Below are 21,247 nucleotides of genomic sequence, written 5' to 3'. Positions count from 1 at the left end.
CCGGCCCGGCTGGCGGCTTCCCGTAGTTGGGTGTAGATCTGATCAGTCGTCCGGCGAGGGTCACCACCGCGGAAGCTGAACTGCTCGGGCGGATAGCAGGTTTCACTCCACAATTGAAAGCTGAACGAGCCGTCCTTGGGGTCTCGGCGCACCTGAAGGGTGGCCTCTCCCGGTTCGAAGGCGAGGCCCGGCAGCACCGCACCCCGTGGCGGCCCATACCTGGTCTCACTACTAGGAGTCACTGAAATCTCGCAGTGCACCGCTCCTAGGTACGTGCCTTTATGGAAGGCACTCACAGTGACTTCATGCTTTCCCGGCGCCACTGTCCGCAGGGCGAAACACACCGGATCGGGGTCTTCGCCCGGATACACGGTCAACTCTTGGTGAAGGTGACCCAGCACGTGCAGGCCACGCACTTCTATGGCGATCTGCAGTAACGCGCCCTCTTTGGGAACGTGAAGCTGTCGCAGAGGGACACTTCCTCCGCCATGGCCGGGCAGACGGAGGATCCGCACAAATAGTGGAATCTCGCAGTTTTGGTCGGCCTGCTCCGCCAGCCTGGCAACTAGGTGGCGAGGTTCGGACAGACCGTTGGCACCCTCTGCGGGGACGGCAGGCGCTTCGTCACGGGGGCGGGCCTGTATCGCGCCCGGCCCCGGTACGGTCTGGTTTCCTCGTATCGGCTCGGTGTTGCCGTCGGACCCGTCAGGGCCCGACGACGGTCTCGGACTCGACCCCTCGTTGTCGACCATGTCTTGGTCATCTTCATCGATCAGGAACCCACGCATCGGTGGAGCTGCCATCCCCTGGCTGTGGGGACGGACCGGAGCCATCGGCTGAGTCATCGCCGGTGACATCTGCTGCTGGCCGCCGTAGGACGGAGCGGCTGGCGCCGGGGCACCGCCCGTGCCGCCCGTGCTTCCGCCGTACGTTGGGGCGCTCGCGCCCGCTTGACCAAGTGAGGGGGCGCCCTGGGCGTTCGTGGGACTTCCTGCGCGACGCCCTTGTGCGATGCCCCGACGGAGATTGGTCAGCCGGCCGCGTACGTCGTCAGGCGAACGCGAGACCTGCGGACCGGTTTGGTGCTGTTGCTGCTGAGCGGTACCCGGGACGAGGTTCGCCCTGGGCACCCGGCGCGGCAGCCCTGAGGTGGTGACACCGCCCGCGGCCGGCTGGCGCACACGCTCCGCCTGTCGGACGAGGTCGTCGTTCGGCGAGCTGCGCCAGCCCGCGGAGGCCGCGGGCCGTTGTGAAGCAGCGGCCGGGTTCTGGGGAGCCGCGGGAGCCTGCTGGGGCTGCCGCGGGGCCGAGGAGTCGTTGCCGTTGGACGGCTGCCCCTGACCCTGCGGGCCGCCGTGGAACCAGTTGGTCTCCAGCGTGTCGTACAGCGGCGTACGGCCGTCTCCGGGACCCGAGGCCGGCGGCAGCGCCTCCGGCTCCTGGCGCGCCGGCCGCTGCTGCGGACGCGGCGGCACGGGCGGCCGGGGGGCGCCGAAGTCGGCACCGTTGGTCTGGGGACGCTCGAACTGGCCCGTGGACGAGGGGTCCTGGCGGCCCGGCAGGGAGTGCTGCCCGGTGGAGCTGCCGTCGTAGCCCGGCGTCGAGAACTGCCCCGTGGAGCCGCTGTCGTACGCCTGCGGGGTCGCGAACTGCCCGGTCTCCCGGGAGCCGCCGTTCTGCCCGGGCGGCGGTGTGCCGAAGACGTCCGGGCGGACGAACTGGCCTGTGTTCTGCGGCCCGCTCGTACCCGGGCGCGGGAACTGGCCGGTGTTCTGCGGGGCGTCGAAGTCCGGGCGCGGGAACTCCGAGGTGGTCGCGGGACCCGGGAGGTCGTCGGTCCGCGGCATGCGGGACGTGGCGGCCGGGTCCTCGTCGCTCCAACTGGGTGTGCGGGGCTGCTGTGGGTTACCGCTAGGCAACTCGGACAGCGGACCGCTGCGTCCCTGCCGCTGCCCGGCGCCGCTGTCGTCGAACGGCGACTGCTGGCCTTCAGAATTCCGGTCGCCGCCGAAGGCGTCCGGCGGCCCACCGGTTCCACTGGCCTGCAGGCCCTGCGGAGCACCCGGTTCCTGGGAACCGGCGCCCGTAGCCGTCGGAGCTGGCTGGCCCTGCTGGGCCGTAGACGGGCCCGGTGGCCCGATCACTCCGCCCCGGGAACTCGGCCGACCGCCCGCGTCCCGGCCGGGCAGTGCCGCACGCGGACCCTGACCGGCTCCAGCACGCCCCCTCGGCTGGTGGCTGTCACGCCGGGCTCCCGCCAGACCACCAATCGCGGCACCAGTGCCTCGGCCAATAGGACCGTCTGGCCGCCAGGGCGGCCCTTCCGCTGGGTCTGAGCCGCCCCCATGCTTCGGTTCCTCGGGCGCGGTCTGCAGGTCCGGGCCCGGCTCACTGGCGCCCCGGCTCTTCGTCTGCAAGAAACCTTCCGCAACGACCGCAGCCAGTTCGCGGTACGCCTCCCGGGTTGCTTCCTGCATACCCTCCAGGCCCACGGGCCCACCGTCCGCGAGCCGTTCATCGAACGGAACGACGACAATGCTGCGGCAGGCTCCGCTCAGACGCTCGGCGGCTTCGAGCGCATCAAGCATGGTGTCGGTGTCGCCGACACCGGTCAGTACCACGTGGCTGCGCTCGGCCAGGTAACGGTAGGTGGCCAGAGCGTCGGCAGTGGCAGCAACGCTGGATTCGGACAGGCTGCTGACGAATATTTGCTGGTCAGCCCCCGTCAACGCAACGAAGGTAGTGAGGCTGTCGATGCCGGCGGGGCAGTCACTGAGGACGACGCTGTACGAGCTGAGGGCACCGAGAAGGGTGGTGTAGGAAACTGCATCGACCGGATCACCTGGCGCAGCGGCGGCAGCAGGATCGGCAAGAATTTCCAGGCCGGAAGGCGCGCGAGAGGTGAACGCGCGGACGTCGGAGCTGTATTGCTGGTCAAGACGAGCGGCTAAGACCCGCAAGGACGCAGGAGTACTGACTGCCGGTGCATAGCGCGTCAGCATGCCGTCATTGGCGTCCACCGCGATGATCTTGTCGTCCCGCTCGGAGGCGAGGACGGCTCCAAGGCTGGCGACCGTCGTGGTCTTCCCGGTGTTGCCGTGTGGGCTGACGACTGCGACGAGATGGGTGCCCCCGGCCGGAACCGGTATGCGGATAGCCGCGCCGAGGTCACGCGCATCTTCTCGGGCGGGGGTCGTCCCGACTCGCCACCACCGTCGACCTGCTGCCGACATCCGCCTGCTCCCCGGTCACGTGTCACTCCGGCCCAATTTGCCTTCGTGTCCATCAGTTCGGGCTAGGACACACCCCGACATCCCGTCCTCGCTGCGCCCGGTGGGCGAACTCTGGCCACTGAACCTGCCTAGCCAAGATGCTAGATCGGGAAGCTCCGTTCCACGCGGCTCTCCGGCCAATCCCACTCCGTTGCCCAGCAGTTTGCCCCGTCGGTCACCGGAAGCCCGAGCCACCCATGGCGAGCGAGCCGAGGCTGACAGGGCATCGAGGATGCGGTCGCGCGCAAACAGGACCGTCGAGTGTGTCGTGCCCATCTCGCGGAGCAGACGTAGTACCGCCACCCACCCGGGCCGACCTTCTTGTGTCGTGCCCATCTCGTGGAGCAGACCCAGCCGGGACACGCAACTCACCCGTATGCGACCGTGAATCTTCACAAAGTGACCGCGCCGACATCGGACTGTCCTTCGTCGGTCAAGGCGCTACTCGGGTCGTTGCTGTGGCGGCTGGGCTTCCGTAGACCGCGTACGCCAGCCAGGTCGGGTCGCCGTCCAGGTCTCGGATGGCCTGGCGGGCCTTCATCGATGCTTCTCCCAGAGGGAGCCTGCCGGTGAGCAGGTGCGCGTAGAACGCGTCGGCATAGGCCAGGGCCGAGTCTGAACGCACCGGCCACAAGGTGCCGACGAAAGCTCCTGCACCGGCTTCGAGGAATTGCGGGGCCCAGCCTAAGGATGTGGAGTACCAGTCGATCTGGCCGGCGCTGCGGCACGCGTTGAAGAACACCAGCGGTTGTGTGTCCCCCAGGGAGCGAGACCCCTGGGCGGTGGCGAGGTCCAACGGGTCGAAGCGGCCATCCGCCATGGTGACCTGCGAGCCAGTCTCCGTGAAGGCGTTGTGGCAGGCGAAGTGCAGTAGCCCGGCCATCCCCTCGTCAAGGCGGCTCTGGAGTTCCGCTCCCCGGGTCAGGATCCCTCCATCGCCCATCGCAGGGCGAAATCGGGCGCGCAGAGTCGTGACCTCCTGTTCCGCTTCGGGCGGCGATCCGGGTGGTACGACGAAGGTGGCCTGATGCAGGTGGAGTTGCCGTACCCGCTCTTGGCCGTGGACACGACGTACCACGGGAAGCCATTCGGCGAGGAAGCCGTCGCCCTGCTGTGTTCCGTCGAGCGGGTACAGCATTTCCCATGGCACCACGTCATGTTCACCGAGCACCGTGAACGTGCGGATCTTGTCGGTTTCGCGCCAGAACTGGCCACGCACCGCGTCTGGCACAGCGGCCCGCCAAAGGGCTACCCCCAGATTTTGCAGCCGTCTGCGTACCTGTTGGGCGTCCGTTCCGACGCCAGCTGCAGCAGCGATCCTGCGCAGTTCCCGATAGATGTTCTCCGTGGCTTGTATGGGGTCGCCCGCCTTCAGTTGGAACGCCGGGGCATAGCTGGTCTCACTGAGCAATTGGAAGCTGTAGCCGTCGGCGGCTTTGAGTACCTGTAGCGTCACCTCGCCTGGGTCGAAGGCGAGTGAGTCCAGCGGTGCCGTGCGCGGCGCTCCGTCTCGGGCGGGCACGTCCGTCTGTACTGAGATCTGCAGGCGCAGTTCCCCGAGAAAAGACCCTCCTCTGAACGCGCGCACCGTGACCGCGTGCAACCCGGGCCGGTCGGTACGCAGGCCGAAGCGCAGTACGTCGGAGTCCCGCCCCGCCTCAACCCGCAGTTCCTGCTGTAAGTCGCCCAGAGCCAGGAGTCCCGGTGCGTGCACGGTGATCAACAGCCGTGCCCCTTCGGCCGGTAGCTCGAACGCCCGGAGGACCACGCCCCCCTGGCTGCCGTCGCAGGTGACTTGGACCTGCAGTGGCACCTCGCGGCCTGGTGATGCCTGCTCCGCGAGTTCGGCTCTCAGCCGACGCTGCTCCGGGTATTCAACGTGCTGGCCAATAACGGGGGCGTGGATCGACCCGCCTCTGAAATCGAGGTGGTCACCGGCCGCGGGTGCCCCAGGGCGGGACCAGGGCGGCGGGGGTTCGGCGGGTCCGCTCGTCACAGTCTGCGCGTACCCGGCAGGTGGCTCGTAGTCGACTGTGACCCCGCCCCCCTCTTGTTCCAGCTGTGCGGCGAGGGCTAGGTAGCGGGCGCGGCGAGGTACCGGAACCAGACCGCGGATCATGACGTGCCACATCTCGGCGACTCTGCGGGGCTGGACTGCGACAGGCTCAAGTGAGCGGCCTACGACGCCGGTGCCGATGAAGAAGGAAACGAGCGAGTGGGCTATGGCGTCGGCATTGATATCCGGATGAAGGTCGTGCTCCTTGACAGCGCCGAGGAGGGCTCGGGTGGAGATGTCCCGTAGCTCGGTGAAGGGGGGTCGCAGGGGCGGTCGTACGGCCAGGCCGCTGGCGGCGAGGCGCAGTCCGGCCCGGAGGATCGGGCTCTCGACAGCGAGGCGCGTGATGGTGAAGGTCGTGCGTATCAGCGCCTCCAGCGAGGAGTACCCCCGGGCGTCTGATTCGGCTACGACCTGACGGAACGCCCTGGACTGCATCTCCATGACGGCTTGGGCGAGGTCCTCCTTCGCCGCGAAATGGAAATACAAAGCGCCCTTGGTTACCTGGGCGTGCTCGACGATGTCACTGAGACTGGTGGATTCGTAGCCGCGACGGTCGAACAGATCAGCTGCGGCTATCACGATCGCGGAGCGGGTCTGTTCGGCGCGTATCTGCCTCGTCATCAGCTGGACACTCCTGGGGCAAAAAGAGCGGGTCGTGCCGTTGGTTTCCTGCTCCGCGGACACGGTATCTGACCGTGCCCGCCGCCAGCTGATTCATCCGCTTGTCCGACGTCTCGGTGGGCGGGGATGTCACGTGGTGGGTGGAAGCAACGGCGGGAGGGACGCCCCAGTGATCTCCTCCAACCGGTCCAACAGGGGTAGGAGCTCGACGAGTCGGGTGGCGGGACGGCTGTCCCACCGCGCGACAGCCTCCCAGATACCGTGGAACAGCCTCGGATCGGTGCGGTGCATTGCCGCTTCGTGCTTCGTGAGTTGCTGCAGAGTGTGGTCGTGGTCGCCCAGCATCACTCGATCGTCCTGAACCTCGGTCGGAAGCGAGCCAAGGAGGTGGGCGGCGGCGAGGCTGTGCAGCGCGACGTAGACCTCCCACGCCGCCTGTCGTGCCTCCCGGTCCATGCAGGCCACTTTATCCGCGGATTAGCCTTGCCAGGAGAAGTGCGGCGACGCTTCCCGCCTCGGTGATTTCGCCCGCGCGTACCGCGTCGACGGCGTCCGGTAGTTTGCGCCACTGGATGGTCATTCCGGCTTCGGTGTCATCCCGGCGCTGGGAACCGGTACGCAGGTCGGTGGCTAGGAACAAGTGGGTGCGGGCCGTGGTGACGGCCGGCAGCGGGTCGATGGTGCCGAGCGGATGGAGGCAGTCGGCGATCAGACCGGTTTCCTCCTCTAGCTCCCGGAGCGCGGCGTCGCGCGGGCGTTGCCCGTCGCAGCCGCCGCCGGGCACGTGAAGGACGCGCCGTTGCTGGAGGTAGAAGTCGTCCTCCACGAGAACCACTCGTCCTTGATCGTCGAGGGCGGCCACACGGACCGCGTCGTCCACGGCGACGTGCTCGTAACTGCCGGGGCTTCCATCCGGGCGGAGAACCGAGTCGCGCAGCAGGGAGATGAACGGGCCCTGATGGACCACCTCGCTCGAAATCGCCTGCCAGCCCATGATCGCCGCCCCTTTCCGAGGCACTCGTCCTGTGATCGCTGTCGCACTCTAGTCGTGGCAGTCCTCACGAGATGCTTCCCGCTGTGGTCGTGCCGCCGCACCACGTGCTCGGTCGAGCTGGCCGACGAGACGAGGTGTCAGCCCGGGCCCCATGGTGAGGTGCCCTCACGGCCCGTGATGCTACGGAAGGCGGGCATGCCCAGGTCGATGGCCCGACGGGTGCGAGTCTGCTCCGCGTCAAGCTGGGCGAGCTTGTCCCGCGCCCCGGCGAGGCTGACGTGCAGGCCCTCGACTTCACCGAGCCAGCCCTCGTGTTCAGCCTCCGTGATGCGGGCCTGGAGGTTGTCGCGGATCTCGACCAGCCGGGCCCGTTGGGCCGCGTCTGGACGCAGCAGTGAACATCTGACGCAGGCTTCTCTGAACTATCGGTAGCGGGTGCGGATTACGTCTCGTCGGAGCCGATTGCGGCGTTCAGCGCGCGCAGGGCGTCGTCGTATTGGCGACGGTCGAACTGGAACGGACCGAATGCCGTGTACTCGCGGGTCTTGCGATGGGGTTGCTCAAAGGAGTCCCAGATCACGGAGTCGGTCGTCGGGGTGATGCGGGTCATGAGGGGCCAGCATCCCCATTCGCCGCATTCACAACCGAGAACGGGTGTTTTCGGCCCCATCGCGTTGGTGGACCGTCCGAGGAAGTGATCCTGCATCGGGCCGAACCGGAAGAACTCCGGAATCAGACCGCCGTAGGCGTCGCCTGCGGGCTGCATCCCGGCGGCGATCTCGAACCCGTCGATCAGCTCGGTGAGTGGTGCTCCGTCGATGCGGGGGACGATCACGAGCGGGCCGCCGTCCCCACGGTGCTGGCAGTCGAACCGGATGTCATTGCTGGTCATCCAGTGATTGTGTCAGCGAAGCCGTTCCCTCCACCTGGGTAATTTGAGCTGGGGCTATGCGTGGCATGCCGAGGTCGATCGCCGTACCGCCGGAAGCTCGTCGGTCCATGTGAGCGAGCTTGTCTTCGGCGCCGGCCAGGCTGACCCTGAGCCCTTCGACCTCCCCGAGCCAGCCCTCGCGCTCGGCCTCGGCGATGCGGGCGACGAGGTTGTCGCGGATCTCCTCCAACTGGCCGCGCTGGGCCGGGTCCGGCCGGAGAAGCGAGCAACGAACGCAAGCGTGTTCATGAACACAAGGGCTTGAAAAAGCGCGACCGCAGGTGCCGATGGAGACCTTGCGCTTCTCGAAGTGCGCGAGGAAAGCGTCCCATTCCTCCTCGGTGGGGGTCCGATACTCTTCGCTGGGCCGGGCAGCCCTGCGACGGGCGATGAAGGCGCGGTGGGCCTCGATGGTCTCGGCCGGGTAGATCGCCTTGTAGCCCATCGTCGTGTCAAGGCTCCGATGCCCGCAGAGCACTTGCGCGATGTGCGGTGGCAGGCCGTTCATGATGGCTTCGGTCACGAAAATTCTGCGGAAGTCGTGCGGGGAGAAGACGAGCGGTTCGCCGCCGGCATCGGTCAGGCTCGTGGTGGCCAGCGTGTTGAGCAGGAGCTTGCGGAGGGCGGTCGGAGTGAAGGCGCGGTGTTCGGTGCCGATATCGCGTTGGAACAGCAGGGGCATCGGCGGGTTCCAGACCCGCTCGTGGACGTCGTAGGAGGTCACCAGCGGGATCGCGCGGCTGCTTCCTCGCAGGCGGCGGATGATGGTGGAAAGGATGTCCGCCAGCTCCGGGCTGACCAGCAGGAGCCGTTCGCTGTCGGTCTTGGAGGGGGCGACCTGCAGCAGGGGCACGACTTCGCCGGTGCTGGGGAGCCGGTATTCGGTGATGCTGTGGTGGGTCAGCTCCAGGAGCTCCTCGTTGCGGATGCCGGTCAAGCGCAGGACCTCGATCGCGGCGAAGGCCCAGAAGGCTTCGGTCTCCTCGTGGGTGAGGTTCCGGCGCCGCCCGGTCGAGGTCTCCTCGGCCCAGATCAGGTGCCCGGCGGCCTTGGGCGCGACGGCTCTGCGCAAAGCCCCGGCGGTGTCGGGGATCAGATCCCCGGGCCGGGTGCGCTCGGCGGCAGCCAGTAGTTCGGCCGCGGCGCGGCGCCTGCGGTCGGCGGTGTCGGTCAGCACCGGCAGGACGGGAAGCCGTTCGCGGGTGCGCTGATCCATCCGGGCCTTGCGGTGTTTGCGGTCCTTGGCCTTGCTGATCTCCTCGTCGCTGATCGGGCAGGGCACCACCCAAGGCGCCCAGCGGGCCGGCTCCTCCGCGGCCCAATGGGCGATGTCCAGATAGAAAGCGCGGACGCGGATGAGCTCGTCCTTGGCGTTCAGCCGGGGGCTGGCGATCTCGACGGCGGTGCCGTCCGGACCGGTCGTGGTGCGCTTCTTGGTGGCGATGTCCGTCTTCCAGGCCCGGGCCAGTGCCGGTGGCAGACGTAGGGAGTCGATGCCCGGGGAGAGCGCTTCGATCCGGATCCAGAACAGCCCGGCCAGCGTCCGCGACACCGCGTCCAGGCTGGTGTAGTCCAACGACGGTTGCCGTTCGCGCAGGTAGTCCACGATCAGGTCGCGGACCGGGCGGCACTGGATCGGATAGCGATCCACGAGTTCTTCGATGCTCAGCCGGCCAGCGGCAAGCCCGAACGCCCGGATCGTGGCCGGGGCGTCCTCAGGGAAGACGCCCAAAGCCCGCAGCCGAAGATAGAAGTCGACTTTGCGCTGACCCCCGCGGACATGGACCCGACGCAAGGTGTCAACCAGCTCCACGCAGTCGCCGACGGTGATGTCAGCGATCGACCCGCCCTTGCAGGCCAGGAGCATCGCAATCCGAGTCGCCGCGATGGTGGCTTCTCCTCGGGCGCTGACCGGCCCGGACTCGGCCAGCTGTGCCAGCCGTGCGAACCCCTCGGGGTCGCGGACCTCGGCCATGACCGGAGCCAAATGCTTATGGGTGCGGGTGAGCATCCAGGCCAGGTCGGGACGGATGACGTCGCCGCAGGCCAACATCAGCAGCCCGGAGGTCAGGTCAACGCGCTCATACGATGGCGACGGCCCGCTCTGGCGCAGGAATCGCAGCGGGAGATCCGTCCAGTCAGCGCCGGGAATGTCCTCGGCGCGGCTGGCCTTCCACCGCTGCTGCCAGGTATCCCCGGGGAGGCTGGACAGCCAGTGCAGAAGTTTGGTGACCCCGCGCCGTCGCCCGGCCCGGGTGGCGTTGGCCGCCGGCAAGAACGGTGGCGCCGTCAGCCGCCGCAGCACCTCGTCCGACGACTGCGCTGTCGTCGGCCACCAGTCTTCTGCGGAGCGGGGCGGGAACCGTTCCCGCAGTACGTTGTTCCGTGCTCGGGCCTGTTCGACTGTTGCATTCGCGGTCTGCAGTTGTCGGCGCGTCGAGTGCTTCGTGGTGGTGGTCATGAAGACCGCCCGAACAGCACGTCCAAGGCTTCCGGGTTGTAGCCGGGTGCGGGAGGCGGCGGCACCGGCTCGGTGTGCCGGTCTGCCTGTCGGGCGTGGTGGGCCAGCACCTCGGCCACGACCTCGTCCTGGCGCGGCGCGAGGTAGATCTCGGTCGTGGTCAGATGCGCGTGCCCGAGGACCCACTGCACGTCGGTCAGCGTCAGCGCCGGGTCGCGCACCATGCGGGCGGCGGCGCTGTGGCGAAGGTCGTGAAGGGTCCAGTCCGCGCCGAAGGTTGCGTTTACCCGCTCGAACATGCGGTGGGCACCGTGGTAGGTCAGCGGCTGAAACGGACGCCGTAGCGTCCACCACACGGGCTGCGTCCGGCCTCTCGGCACCAGCCCGTGCAGCTCCTGCTGGTAGAGCCGCAGCCATACGAACGCATCTGCCGAGGCCGGCACCTGCTGCCGTGCTCGGGAGCCCTTCCGCACAATGCTGATCAGCTGCTGCCCAGGGTCGACGTCGCACTGCCGGACGCCGATCAGCTCCGAGGCCCGGACTCCGCTGGAGATCCAAAACGCGATCATTGCCCGGTCCCGGTTCGACCGCAGCGCCGCGAACAGCGAGTTGAACCACTCGTCCGGGATCGAGCGCGGAATCCGGCGCGGAACCGTGGGCCGGTAGCGGCCGGTCCGCTCTGGCGCCCAGGCGTCCATTGGGTTGTGGTGTGCGTGTGCGCGGCCGGAACGACGAGCCAGATCCAGCGGGAACGGGTTGAGCAACGGCCCGGATCCGGCATCACGGTGCAGGTCGTAGAACTTGCGCAACACCGTCTCGCTGTGGGCGACGGTCGACGGGGCATAGCCGAGCCCAGGGCTCGTCTTCCCGGTCACGGGGTTCGGGGCGCCGATGGTGCGGGTCGGCCGCCGCTTGGCCGCGGTTGCTCGCGGCTTGACCGTCAGCTGGATCCAGCAGCTGAAATCCCGAGCGTCCGCGCGTGTCGCTCGATCCCACGGCACTTCGACCGCGTGCAGGAACCGCCACCAGCGCAGCAGGTCCATGCCGTAGGAGCGGACGGTCGCCGCCGCCTTCCCGGCTGCGAGCAGTTCCTGGAAGAACACCGCGACTGGCGCCACGACCGCGCCGTCGGCGTCGACGAGCCGGTAGGGCTCGTACCGGTCGCCGGTCTCCACCAGCCGACCCCACGGAGAAACGGCCAACCTCGATAGATCCCGCTCGGGCACACGATCGTTCATCACGACCGCAGACCGTACTGAGCCGCAACCTCACCTGTGCCCTGAACTGCACAATCAACCTGGTTCGTTCAGTCAACGGGGCGTGCTCATGGACGCACGGCGTTCCAAAAGCGCGGGCACAGATCCCGATGGACACCTTTCGCTTCTCGAAGTGGCCGAGGAACGCGTCCCATTCTTCGCTGGTCGGAGTACGGTACTCCTCGCTCGGCCGCAGGGCGCGGCGGCGGGCGATGAACGCGCGGTGGGCCTCGATCGCCTCGGTCGGGTAGATGGCTAATGGTGGAGTCGGGTATTGGAACTGTCCGAATGCCTCAGCCATTGCGGACCCATGAGGTGAACTCGTCGGCGACGCCTGGTGGGTTGGCGGCCTCGGTCTGCCGGGCGATCGCCTCGTAGTACTCCAGCTCGTGAACGATCACCGGCACGGTTCGGCCGACAGATCTTTCGATGACGCCGGTCGTATGGAGGGTTCGGGCGAGCTGGCAGCAGGTCTGGTTGAAGTGGGACTCGATCTGTGCGGCGAGTGGCCCGATGACTGCATCCCAGTTGGCGAGGTCGGTCGGCTCCTCGTACCAAAATCCAAGTTCGGTGATCCACTCCTGGCGGGCGACGGCGCCGCCGGGGTCGCTGGTCAGGTCGCCGACCACAGTCAGCTCGTTCTGGATCCAGAAGGCGTAGTTCCAGCGGGCTTCTGCTTGGTCAGAGGCGTCCTGGATGCTGCGTCGAGCCTGAGCTTCAGTGTTGTAGCCGACCGTCAGGGTCGGCTGACGAGGGTCGTCGTCCTCGTTGTCGATGAAGAAGGAGAAGGCGTAGATGTCGCCGGCATCGGCGGCCGGGATGGATGCGAGGGCCCTTTCAACGAGGTGCTGAAGGTGATCGTTGAACGTCATGGTCGGCGGGGTCCTGTCGCTTTGGGCCGTGAGTCCCACTGGTCGCAGTACTCGATGTGGATCTCGCGCGCGTCGCCGAGAATGCCGTCGTTGGAGTGGAGTTCGGTGCAGAAGTGCGGATAGCTCGGATGGACGGGGACGTATCCGGGGCCGTTCCGGGCGACGTCGAGGAAGTGCCAGGCGGTGTCCCTGAACACCTTCGCGCTGCCGGTCATGAACAGGGTCTCGGCATGGAGATGCTGGTGAAACAGGTCCCGGTTCTCCCGGTAGTGCCGTGCCTCGTGATCAATCACGGCTTCGCCGGTGTGTCCTGGGCCGGGCAGCGTCACCGTCCGTGGACGCCCAGGGCCGAGTCGCCCGCGCACTTCCTTCCAGCGTGAGGGCGCGAACTGGAACGAGTGGTGCAGCAGCACGAGATCAAGCTGTCGCGTGCCCTCTTTTGGCAGCTCGCGGGAGGGGCCACGGTTCCCACGCATCGGCAGGTGGACCAGTGAGCGCGGTGAAGAGGCGGCAAGCGTCCATAGCCCGCCGATTCGCTGCGCGGCATCCTGATCGAGGTAGGCGTCCAGGTGCCGATCATGGTCGATGAGCACTGCGTGGACCAGAGGCCGGGCTGGCCGGATGACCTTGAACTCCATGGACCCGAGCCGTGCTTGGTGGATGGTGATCGGTAGCTTCATTGGTTCTCCGGGACACGACGGCTGACATCGGCGGCGTAGGCGGCCCAGTCCCCAGCGGATGCCTTCTGCCATTGGACAGCGACTTGGATGTGGATGCCGAGCATCCGGGCGAGGATGGCGGCGGGCAGCTCGGCGGCGAGAGTGAACAGGGCTGTTGAGCGGTCCTGTTGGGGCCGAATGCCGATCTTGTGCAGCCGCAGACCGACCTGGCTGTCGCTGAGTGGACGCCCTGGTTGTCCGCCGGGGAAGAGCCAAGGGACGTCGTCCGGAGTGCCGATCTTGGCCTTGCCGCGTCGGGTCGCGACGAGCTCGCGGACCAAGGCACCAAGCGGCGTCGGAAGGATGACGGGCGAAGCTCCGAAGGTGATCGCGACGGTCTCGCCAGTGAAGTCGACGTCCTCGACGGTGAGTTGACTGATGGTGGAGATCTTCTGCGCGTAAAGGGTCAGCAGCAGCCCAGCGACTCGGTCGGCGGTGGGCAGCGTGTCCTCGTTGAGGAGGCGTCGTGCGTCCGCCCAGCGTTTCTCGCTGTCGATGGTGCACTGTGGGCCGGTCCAGCGGACGGCGCTGCAGGTGAGGCCGTGGGCATGGCGATGCTGTACGGACCAGCGGACGAAGTGGCCGGTCTCGTCGCGGTAGCGGAAGGCGGCATCGGTCATCCAGCGTTCCAGGTCGGCCTGTGTGCAGACGCCCAGGGTGAGACCTTCGCCGGCGAGCCAGGTGAGGAAGTTGTCGGCGGCGCTGACGTGGCAGCGCACGTTCATGTCCTGGAGTTGGCTGGTGTGCTGGTCGCCGAGGCGGCGGCGGAGCCGGCGCAGGTGGTGCCAGACTGCGTAACCGTGCAGGATCCGGCGTTCGGCGAGGTCTGTGCGAGCCTGGACGGTTGTGGTGATCCATTTCTCCAGGGCGACGAGTCGTTCGTCGCGCGGCGGTAGGACGCCTGTCGCGACGAGGACGCTGCGAAGGTGCGCCAGCACCTTTCCCGGCGGGAGGTCGTCGAGGCTGTCGTGGGTGACGGGATGCTCGTCGCGGCCTATGCGTTCCAGCAGGTCACGGACCTGCGATCGGGAAATCCAAGCCAGGGCGGTGTCCGGCCGCTCGGCGCTCGTCAGTGCTTCGTGGAACGGCGCGAGCTCGGGGGCGATGGCCTCCTCGGCGCTGGCGCCGAGGAGGCGGCGGAGCTGCTGGTCGAGGACGCATCGCTGGCAGGGGTGGGAGCCGAGCTGCCAGTTGGTCGCGCAGGTGGGGCACCGGCCCCAGAAATTGGGGTCGGGGTTGGTGCACTTCGCGCACAACGGTTCCTCCCACGTTCCGCCGCGGACTTGGGCAACCATGCCGCAGCTGCAGCAGGTCGCCCAGCGCTGCTGGCAGCGGTCGCACCAAGGCTGCCCGGTGGCCCGGGAGATCTCGCAACGAGCGGTGCGGCCGCAGAGCCCGCATTCCCTGACCGTCTTCTGCACGCAACTCGGGCAGCGGACGCCGTCGTCGAGCCGGACTGCAACAGGCTGACGGCGCCCGCAGCCGACGCAGACCTCCAGGTTGGCCGGGTCGCGGATCAGGCAGGTGGGACACAGCGGCTGACCGGCAGCATCCCGGGTGGCAGGTTCACGGACCGCACCGCAACGGGTGCAGGGGACGGCCGCGTGTCGAGCGAAGCAGGCCCGGCAGACCCGCTTCCCGTCCAGGAGCTTCGACAGCGCCTTCACTCCGTGACAGCGCGCGCAGGCTGGCCTGACCACGGTGGTGGCGCCGCTGGCGACGAGTTCACCGATGAATCGCAGCACTGCCGGAGTGGGGGCCTCGTGGCCGATGCTGGTCAGCAGTTCGGGGCGGGCGATCACCGCCCAAGCCAGTCGACGCTGTCCGGCCAGCCGTTTCGTGGATCGTTCTAGAGCGGTCCGGATCGTGTCCGCATCGAGTGCGGGGTCGATGCCGATGATCAGGCGGGTGAGTTCCTTGAGCGGATCGCCGTCGGTGTCGGGGCACTTCGCGCACCGGGGCTGGCTGTGCCGGTCTCGGCTGACGACTCGTCGCTGCTGGTGGCAGCCCGCGCAGACTGCGGACTTATCAAAGCAAGGTGAGCATCCCCATCGGCCACCCGAGCGGCTGCCGACGTAGGGGCGGGGGCGCCCGCACTCCCCGCAGTGGGGCAGGGCGGTGTCCTGGGCGCCAGCCTCGCGCAGGGCCATCAGCAGCTTGGCGACGCGGAACGGCGCCGGTGGCCTGCCAGTCCGCAACAGCGCGGGGTTGTCGTGCAGGGCCTGGGCGAGGTTGCGGCGGCCGGCTCGTGTGCGTACGAGTGTGCAGACGATGTCGCGGATACCGGCCGTATCCAGGTGCGTTTCGACGTTGCTGACCAGCCGCACCACCAGGCCGACCGGGTCCGTCAGGACTTCCTCGGCCAGTTCGGTCACCGGTCGACTCCAGTGATCCGGGCCCGCCGAGGCCGCAGATCACCGACCCCCTCGGAGACCGCGGTCCCGCCCGCGGCGGCCTTCTTCGGCTTCGCCGCGGCACCGGCCCCGGTGACGGGCTCGATGAGGTCCTCCATGGTGCAGTCCAGGATGTCCAGCAGGGCCATGAGGATCTTCAGGCTGAGTCGCTCCGGTCGCTCGACGACGAGCCGGTAGACCTGGCTCGTGGACAACGTGATGCCGCGTTCCTTCAACGGCGGGAGGAGGTCGGTGGTGGAGAACATCCCGCGATCCGCCATCACCTTGCGCAGGTGCCAGTGGTAGTCGAGCTTGGCGGCCATCATCGAGTCCTTCCTCGTCAGACGCCGGCGAACGCCGGGGCCAGGGCCTTGCTCAGGGCAGTGTTCATGAAGTCGTCGCTGACGTGCGTGTAGATGGCCGTGGAGCTGTCACAGTCGTGGCCGACTTGCTGCTGGATAAATCGACGGTCGATCCCGTCCTCGGTCAGATGCGTGACGTACGCATGCCTGATTGAGTGCGGAACTAGATCTTTTGAGAGTTTTAAGGCATCTCGGTATGCCTCGAACCGGTCATTGATGGAGCCAGGCTGCAGGCGTCCGCCACGTTCGGTGATCCATAGGGCCGGATGGTCGGGAAATCCGAAGCGCGGCCGGACGTTCTCGACGTAGTCGGTGACCGCCTCAACAGCCCAGTCCATCACCGAGAGCACGTTCCTCCGTCGCGGCGGCTGCCCCTTCTTCGCCTTGCCATAACGGACGTTGAGTGTGCCGTATCGGCCGAACTGCGGAGCCTTCGGATTGCGTCCGAAGTCGACGACGTCCAGCTTGGACGTCTCGGTCCGGCGAAGCCCCCACCCGTAGATGACCTTGAAAAGGGTGGCGTCGCGGTAGGCGGCGAGGGCGCCTTTGCGCTTGGACTTCACGGCGCGTGCGACCTGGTCGTCGGCGTAGTCGAGGAAGCGCTGCAGTTCTTCGCGGGTGAACGGCCTCGCCTCCGGATCCCCCTCGTAATCCTGCAGGTGAGGGAGCGTGTTCCACTCATGGGCGACCGCCACCGGGTGAGTGCCGAAGGCTTCCTCGCAGGCAGTTCCCCACCCGTAGCGGGCGTCGATGAGGAACTCGGTGAACAGCCGGACATCGCCCTGGTAGCTGCGGATCGTCGACGGCGCCAGATGCTTCTCGCCCGCCAGAGAGGCCGACCACTCGTCCATGTGGGCCGGCGACCACTGCTACGGGTACTCGTTCGCGAACTCAAGGAACCGGCGCACCAGCCGCATCCGCGGCTCGATCGTCTCGTCCTTCAGCCCTCGCGACTTCTGCTGAGCCCTCCAGCCCCGCAGCATCGCGTCGAACATTGCGTCCTCCGGACGCAGTTGGACCACGCCGGAGACGAGCTCCATGTGAGCCGCCCCGGCCAGGGCCACCTTCTGCTGATGCACCACTCCAGACCATCCCTTCTGGAGGGCAGATCATGCATCAGGCGGGATCTGTCTGGCAACATGCCTGCTCAGGCCGTTAGTTCGTAGTAGCGTTGGAGTTCGCCAGCCCATCGACCTGAGCTCGCGACCTGCGGATTCTCGCCCATCTGATGCAATTCCCGAGGGTCGTTGTAGCCCATCGTGGTGTTGATGTTGGCGTGGCCGGCGATGACCTGTGCGATATGGGGCGGGAGACCGGAGCGGATGGCATCGGTGATGAACAGGCGTCGGAAGTCGTGCGGTGCGAAGACCAGAGGCTGGCCGGTTGAGTCGGTGAGGCCGATGAAGGCGAGGACCTCTCCCAGCGCGCTGCGGATGAATTCGCCCGACATGCGGGATCTCTCGCCGCCGCGGTCCCACTGGAAGAGCAGCGGGGACGGTGGGTTCCAGACGCGTTCCTCATAGTCGTAGGCGGACAGGAGCGGGATGGCCCCGGTCCGCGGATCGCGGACACGTCGGATGATGGTGGCCAAGACGTCGGCCAGTTCTGGGCTAACAAGCACGACTCGCTCCTGGTCGGTCTTGGACGGAGCGATCTGCAACAGTGGGACGATCTCGCCGGTGGTCGGCAGCCGGTACTGGATCATCGCGTGATGGCTGATCTCCAGCATCTCCTCGATGCGGGCGCCGGTGTGCCGCAGGAACTCCACACTCGCCCAGACCCAAAACGCCCGGTTCTCCTCCGCAACCAGATACCGGCGCCGTCCGGCGGAATCGGTGGCAAAGGTGGGCCCGTTGGGCGAGCGGGCGCACCTGGGCGTCGTGAAGGTCTCACCCAGTACCTCGAAGGCGGCGCCCAGGGGCGCGGCGCGGAAGGCGTCCAGCCGCGCCTTGGTCTCCGTGCGCTGTCGCCCGGCTGCTGCGACGACCGCGGGAAGGACGGGCAGCCGCTCGCGGGTGCGCTGGTCCGAGCGGGCCTTGACCTGCTTGTTGTGTTTGTGGAAGACGAGCTCGCTGTCCCTGACCGGGCATGGGGCAACCCACGGCCCCCACCGCTCGGGGCGGGTCGCGGCGCTCGGCGACCATCTTCGGCCAGAAGCCCGAGTCCCGGGTGGCCAGCCACTCCAGGCCGGGCCGGACCACATCGCCGCACGCCAGGCACATCACGCCCGACATGATCTGGCACCTGACCGCTGCCACGGACCGCCCCTCGGCGGCGACTTCACCTGCGACCCGGCTGGCCCAGTCCTGCCGAAGTCCGTCCGAGCCGGACGCCTGCCAGCGCATCTGCCACGACGATCCGGGAAACCGGTCGAGCCACGACAGCAACATCCGTACCCCACGCAGGCGTTGGTCCCGCGTCCGATACTTCTCGGCCGCCACCATCGGCTCCAGGTCCGAGATCACCTCGTCGGCGCTCTTCAGCGTCGTCGGCCACTCAAGCGGCACCGGCCGCGGCGGGAACTGCGCCGCCCATGCACGGTGCGCGCTGCCCGACAGCGAGACCGTGTCCGTCCCGCCCCCGGCCCGGTGGTGTGTCGGAGTGGTCATCGTGGCCTGCCGAACAGGACGTCGAGGCTGGCCGGGTCATACCCGGCGGCCGGTGGAGGCGGCGGTGCCGGCTGTGTGGCACGGCGGGCGTGGTAAGCCAAGAGTTCCTCCACGATCTCCTCCAGCCCCGCTGTCACGTAGATCTGGGTGGTGGACAGATGCGCGTGATCGAGGACCCACTGCACGTGCGTGAGCGGCAGTTCGGGATCGCGAGCCATGCGATACGCCGCCGTGTGGCGCAGATCGTGCAAGGTCCAGTTGGACCCCAGCAGCACCTGGGCGCGGATCAGCATCGCCCGGGCTGCGTGGTAGTTCAACGGCCGCCACGGCCTGCGCAGCGTCCACCACAGCGGCAGACTCGCACCCCTCGGAATGCCCGAACCCCAGGCGCCCTCCTGGTACAGCCGCAGCCATACGAACGTGTCGGGCGCCGCCGGCAACGCCTGTTGCTTCCTGCTTCCCTTGCGCACCACGGTGATGAGCTGCTGTCCTGGGTCGGGATCCCGCTGACGGCTGCTGAGTAACTCCTCCGCCCGCGCACCCGTGGAGACCCACGACGACAGCAGCGCCCTGTCCCGGTCGTACTTCAGCGCCGCAAACAGAGCGTCGAATAGCGCATCCGGGATACGCCGAGGAATCCGCTGCACGACCCGCGGCCGATAACGGCCCTGCCGCACAGCGGCAAACGGCTCACGGGGATCGTGGTGGGCATGCGCACGGCCACCACGACGGGCCCGGTCAAGCGGAAACGGGTTCAGCAGCGGACCCATCCCCTCCTCCAACTGAAAGTCATAAAAGGAACGGAGCACCGTCTCCGCGTGCGCCCGGGTCGACGCCGCGTACTTCAGTCCCGGTGTCGGCTTGCCCGTCACCGGATTCGGCGAGCCCGGCTCCAGGCCCGTCAAGCCAGGCGGCCTCGACGGCGCCGTGACACCTCTGGCCTTGTAGCACCAGTGCATCCGCACCGGCTTGTCCGCCATCTGCATCCACCGCACGAAGTCCCGCGCATCGACACGGCTGGCCCGCTCGCACGGCACCCCGAACGCCCACAGGAAACGGAACCACCTCAGCAGATCCTTCCCGTACGACCGAACCGTCGACGACGGCTTCCCCTGCGCCTGCAGTTCGGAGAACCACACCGCCACGGGAATGACGACCGCACCGGCAGGGTCCAAGAGCCGGTACGGCTCGTACGGGTTTCCAGTCTCTTCAAGACAGCCGGTCTCCGGCAGCACAAAGTACGTCAGATCACGCGGCTGACCTAGTGCGTCAACCATGACTGGAAGCTAGCAGACAACCCATCTGAGCTGGGAGGACTTCGCTGCTAGTTCAGTCAACAGGACTCGGTCAGGATTCTCTCCGTCCGCCGCGGGCAGGTGGCGATGGTCACTCAACACCATTACCTGCATGGCACGATCACCGACCTGCCCGGGGGCCTCGTCGACGAGGGCGAAACGCCTGCAGATGCCGCTCGCCGCGAGCTGGCCGAGGAGACAGGGCTACAGGCCACGTGGCTGTTTCCGCTCGGCGCCGTGGCCACCGCACGCGCCACGAGCACCGAGAAGGCCCATCTCTACCTAGCTCACGGCTGCACACCCGGCCCCACCTCCCAGGACGCCGGCGAATCTGTACGGGCGCACTGGCGCTCGTGGCACGAGCTGACCGAGCCCGACGTCACCGCGTTGCAGGCCGTCACGCCTTTCCCCCTCTGCGACGCGGCGTCGCTCGCCGCTGTGCAGCGCAACAGCGTGGCCCTGCGGGCGGTCGGAGGGGCGCTCCCGGCTCGCAGCGACGACCTGGTGGCCGCGGCCTGGGCGGCCTATACGGTGGCCGCGCTGCGTGACCCGATCGCCGACGACCGGCTGAGCCTGGTCTGGCTGGACCTCGCCGTAGGCGGCTTCGCCGAAGGCGCGGTGATCCTGACCGAGCTGGAAGCGACGTATGAGGGGCCGGACAGCGAGCAGGCATGGGAACGAGCCTCCCAGCGTTTCTGGTCCCTTGCCCGACAAGACTGACCACCACGTCCAAGGCGAACATCGAGCTCCTCGCGAAGTCTTGCCGCCTCGCATGCGTCCCGGGAGCCGACGAGCATCCGTACGCGGGCGCTCACGGCAACGAGGGTTCGTGGCTTGAGGTTGCCGCCTGGCTAATGCTCTGACCGCATTGGTTCGCCAGGTTGGTCAGGCTGCGGTCTTGAGAGGGTGTCCGTCCCAGCGGATGCCCTCCTCACTACGAATGCGGGCGGGCTCTTTCCCTTGGGCGGCTAGGACGTCGCAATGACGGGTGTTGGCGTTGCGCCAGCGCAGGTAGGTGTGCAGACCCGGGTCTGCACGGCGTGGTTGAGGTGGTGGGAGTTGGCGATGGTGAACTGCGGCAGCGGTGCGAAGTGGGCTTCGATCGGATTGGTCCACAAGGCGTAGGTCGGGGTGAAGCACAGCTCGACCTTGTTCTTCTTCGCCAATCGGCGGATGTCGGCGCCTTGTGGGCGGACAGGTTGTCGAGGGATCACGTAGATCGGGGCGCCGTCGGGCCGTGCGGTGCGGATCGGCTTCAGTGCGGCCAGCGTGTTCCCGGCGCCCTTCCTGCGGCGGTTCCCAGCCTCAGCGGGTTTCTCCGCCACCCGGCACACCCGGCGCCGGTCCGGCCCACACTCAGGCAGTTCCGCTGGCGTTGGCCAGCACCGTCCGCAAGCCCTCTG

General features: G+C 67.7%; 14 protein-coding genes and 4 pseudogenes. 1 reads left to right on the top strand and 17 read right to left on the bottom strand.

Features of this window, described 5'->3' with window-relative positions; all coding sequences use genetic code 11:
* Window positions 1-989: 989 nt before the first annotated feature.
* The 16 genes and pseudogenes from AB0D34_RS07800 to AB0D34_RS07725 all read right to left on the bottom strand — a co-directional run.
* A pseudogene (locus AB0D34_RS07800) lies at window positions 990-2,231 on the bottom strand (hypothetical protein); the annotation flags it as partial.
* A 1,474-nt stretch (window positions 2,232-3,705) separates the two neighbouring features.
* Window positions 3,706-4,410: a CHAT domain-containing protein gene (locus AB0D34_RS07795; protein WP_362659038.1), complete on the bottom strand. Its 705-nt coding sequence runs from the start codon at window positions 4,408-4,410 to the stop codon at window positions 3,706-3,708.
* 909 nt (window positions 4,411-5,319) lie between these two features.
* A pseudogene (locus tag AB0D34_RS07790) lies at window positions 5,320-5,952 on the bottom strand (ScbR family autoregulator-binding transcription factor); the annotation flags it as partial.
* A 129-nt stretch (window positions 5,953-6,081) separates the two neighbouring features.
* Window positions 6,082-6,408: a hypothetical protein gene (locus AB0D34_RS07785; protein ID WP_362658102.1), complete on the bottom strand. Its 327-nt coding sequence runs from the start codon at window positions 6,406-6,408 to the stop codon at window positions 6,082-6,084.
* Window positions 6,409-6,418: 10 nt separating this feature from the next.
* The gene (locus tag AB0D34_RS07780) at window positions 6,419-6,946 is read right to left on the bottom strand and encodes an NUDIX hydrolase (RefSeq protein WP_362658099.1); all 528 of its coding nucleotides are present in this window, start codon (window positions 6,944-6,946) and stop codon (window positions 6,419-6,421) included.
* Between the two features lie 442 nt (window positions 6,947-7,388).
* Window positions 7,389-7,838, bottom strand: a complete 450-nt coding sequence (locus tag AB0D34_RS07775) for a hypothetical protein (protein WP_362658096.1) — start codon at window positions 7,836-7,838, stop codon at window positions 7,389-7,391.
* Window positions 7,825-10,338: a site-specific integrase gene (locus AB0D34_RS07770; protein ID WP_362658093.1), complete on the bottom strand. Its 2,514-nt coding sequence runs from the start codon at window positions 10,336-10,338 to the stop codon at window positions 7,825-7,827. The genes AB0D34_RS07775 and AB0D34_RS07770 overlap by 14 nt, the downstream gene beginning before the upstream one ends.
* Window positions 10,335-11,513, bottom strand: a complete 1,179-nt coding sequence (locus AB0D34_RS07765; RefSeq protein ID WP_362658090.1) for a site-specific integrase — start codon at window positions 11,511-11,513, stop codon at window positions 10,335-10,337. The genes AB0D34_RS07770 and AB0D34_RS07765 overlap by 4 nt, the downstream gene beginning before the upstream one ends.
* A 374-nt stretch (window positions 11,514-11,887) precedes the next feature.
* Window positions 11,888-12,466, bottom strand: a complete 579-nt coding sequence (locus AB0D34_RS07760; RefSeq protein WP_362658087.1) for a hypothetical protein — start codon at window positions 12,464-12,466, stop codon at window positions 11,888-11,890.
* Window positions 12,463-13,104, bottom strand: coding sequence for a hypothetical protein (locus tag AB0D34_RS07755; RefSeq protein ID WP_362658084.1), 642 nt, complete (start codon window positions 13,102-13,104; stop codon window positions 12,463-12,465). The genes AB0D34_RS07760 and AB0D34_RS07755 overlap by 4 nt, the downstream gene beginning before the upstream one ends.
* A gap of 38 nt (window positions 13,105-13,142) precedes the next feature.
* A complete protein-coding gene (locus AB0D34_RS07750) occupies window positions 13,143-15,560 on the bottom strand; it encodes a site-specific integrase (protein WP_362658081.1) in 2,418 nt (805 codons plus the stop codon).
* Window positions 15,557-15,901 (bottom strand): helix-turn-helix transcriptional regulator, encoded by a 345-nt coding sequence (locus AB0D34_RS07745; RefSeq protein ID WP_362658078.1) that lies wholly within the window; start codon window positions 15,899-15,901, stop codon window positions 15,557-15,559. Before AB0D34_RS07745 ends, AB0D34_RS07750 begins: the two co-directional genes overlap by 4 nt.
* A gap of 17 nt (window positions 15,902-15,918) precedes the next feature.
* Window positions 15,919-16,791 carry a tyrosine-type recombinase/integrase gene (locus AB0D34_RS07740; RefSeq protein WP_362658075.1) on the bottom strand — a complete coding sequence of 291 codons (873 nt, stop codon included), beginning with the start codon at window positions 16,789-16,791 and terminating at the stop codon, window positions 15,919-15,921.
* An 18-nt stretch (window positions 16,792-16,809) separates the two neighbouring features.
* Window positions 16,810-17,019, bottom strand: a complete 210-nt coding sequence (locus AB0D34_RS07735; RefSeq protein WP_362658072.1) for a hypothetical protein — start codon at window positions 17,017-17,019, stop codon at window positions 16,810-16,812.
* Window positions 17,020-17,087: 68 nt separating this feature from the next.
* Window positions 17,088-17,708, bottom strand: a complete 621-nt coding sequence (locus tag AB0D34_RS07730; protein ID WP_362658069.1) for a site-specific integrase — start codon at window positions 17,706-17,708, stop codon at window positions 17,088-17,090.
* A gap of 837 nt (window positions 17,709-18,545) precedes the next feature.
* Window positions 18,546-19,784 (bottom strand): tyrosine-type recombinase/integrase, encoded by a 1,239-nt coding sequence (locus AB0D34_RS07725; RefSeq protein ID WP_362658066.1) that lies wholly within the window; start codon window positions 19,782-19,784, stop codon window positions 18,546-18,548.
* Between the two features lie 114 nt (window positions 19,785-19,898).
* Between AB0D34_RS07725 and AB0D34_RS07720 the strand changes: the two are divergent.
* Window positions 19,899-20,564, top strand: a pseudogene (locus AB0D34_RS07720) (NUDIX hydrolase); the annotation flags it as partial.
* Window positions 20,565-20,729: 165 nt separating this feature from the next.
* Here the strand turns inward: AB0D34_RS07720 and AB0D34_RS07715 are convergent.
* Window positions 20,730-21,142 (bottom strand): annotated as a pseudogene (locus tag AB0D34_RS07715) (IS630 family transposase); the annotation flags it as partial.
* Between the last annotated feature and the right edge of the window lie 105 nt (window positions 21,143-21,247).

Origin of the sequence: Streptomyces sp. NPDC048420, from assembly GCF_040651535.1 — a bacterium.
GTDB lineage: Bacteria > Actinomycetota > Actinomycetes > Streptomycetales > Streptomycetaceae > Streptomyces.
Note: the sequence above shows the minus strand (reverse complement) of the source record. Positions and strands in the feature narration are given on the sequence as shown.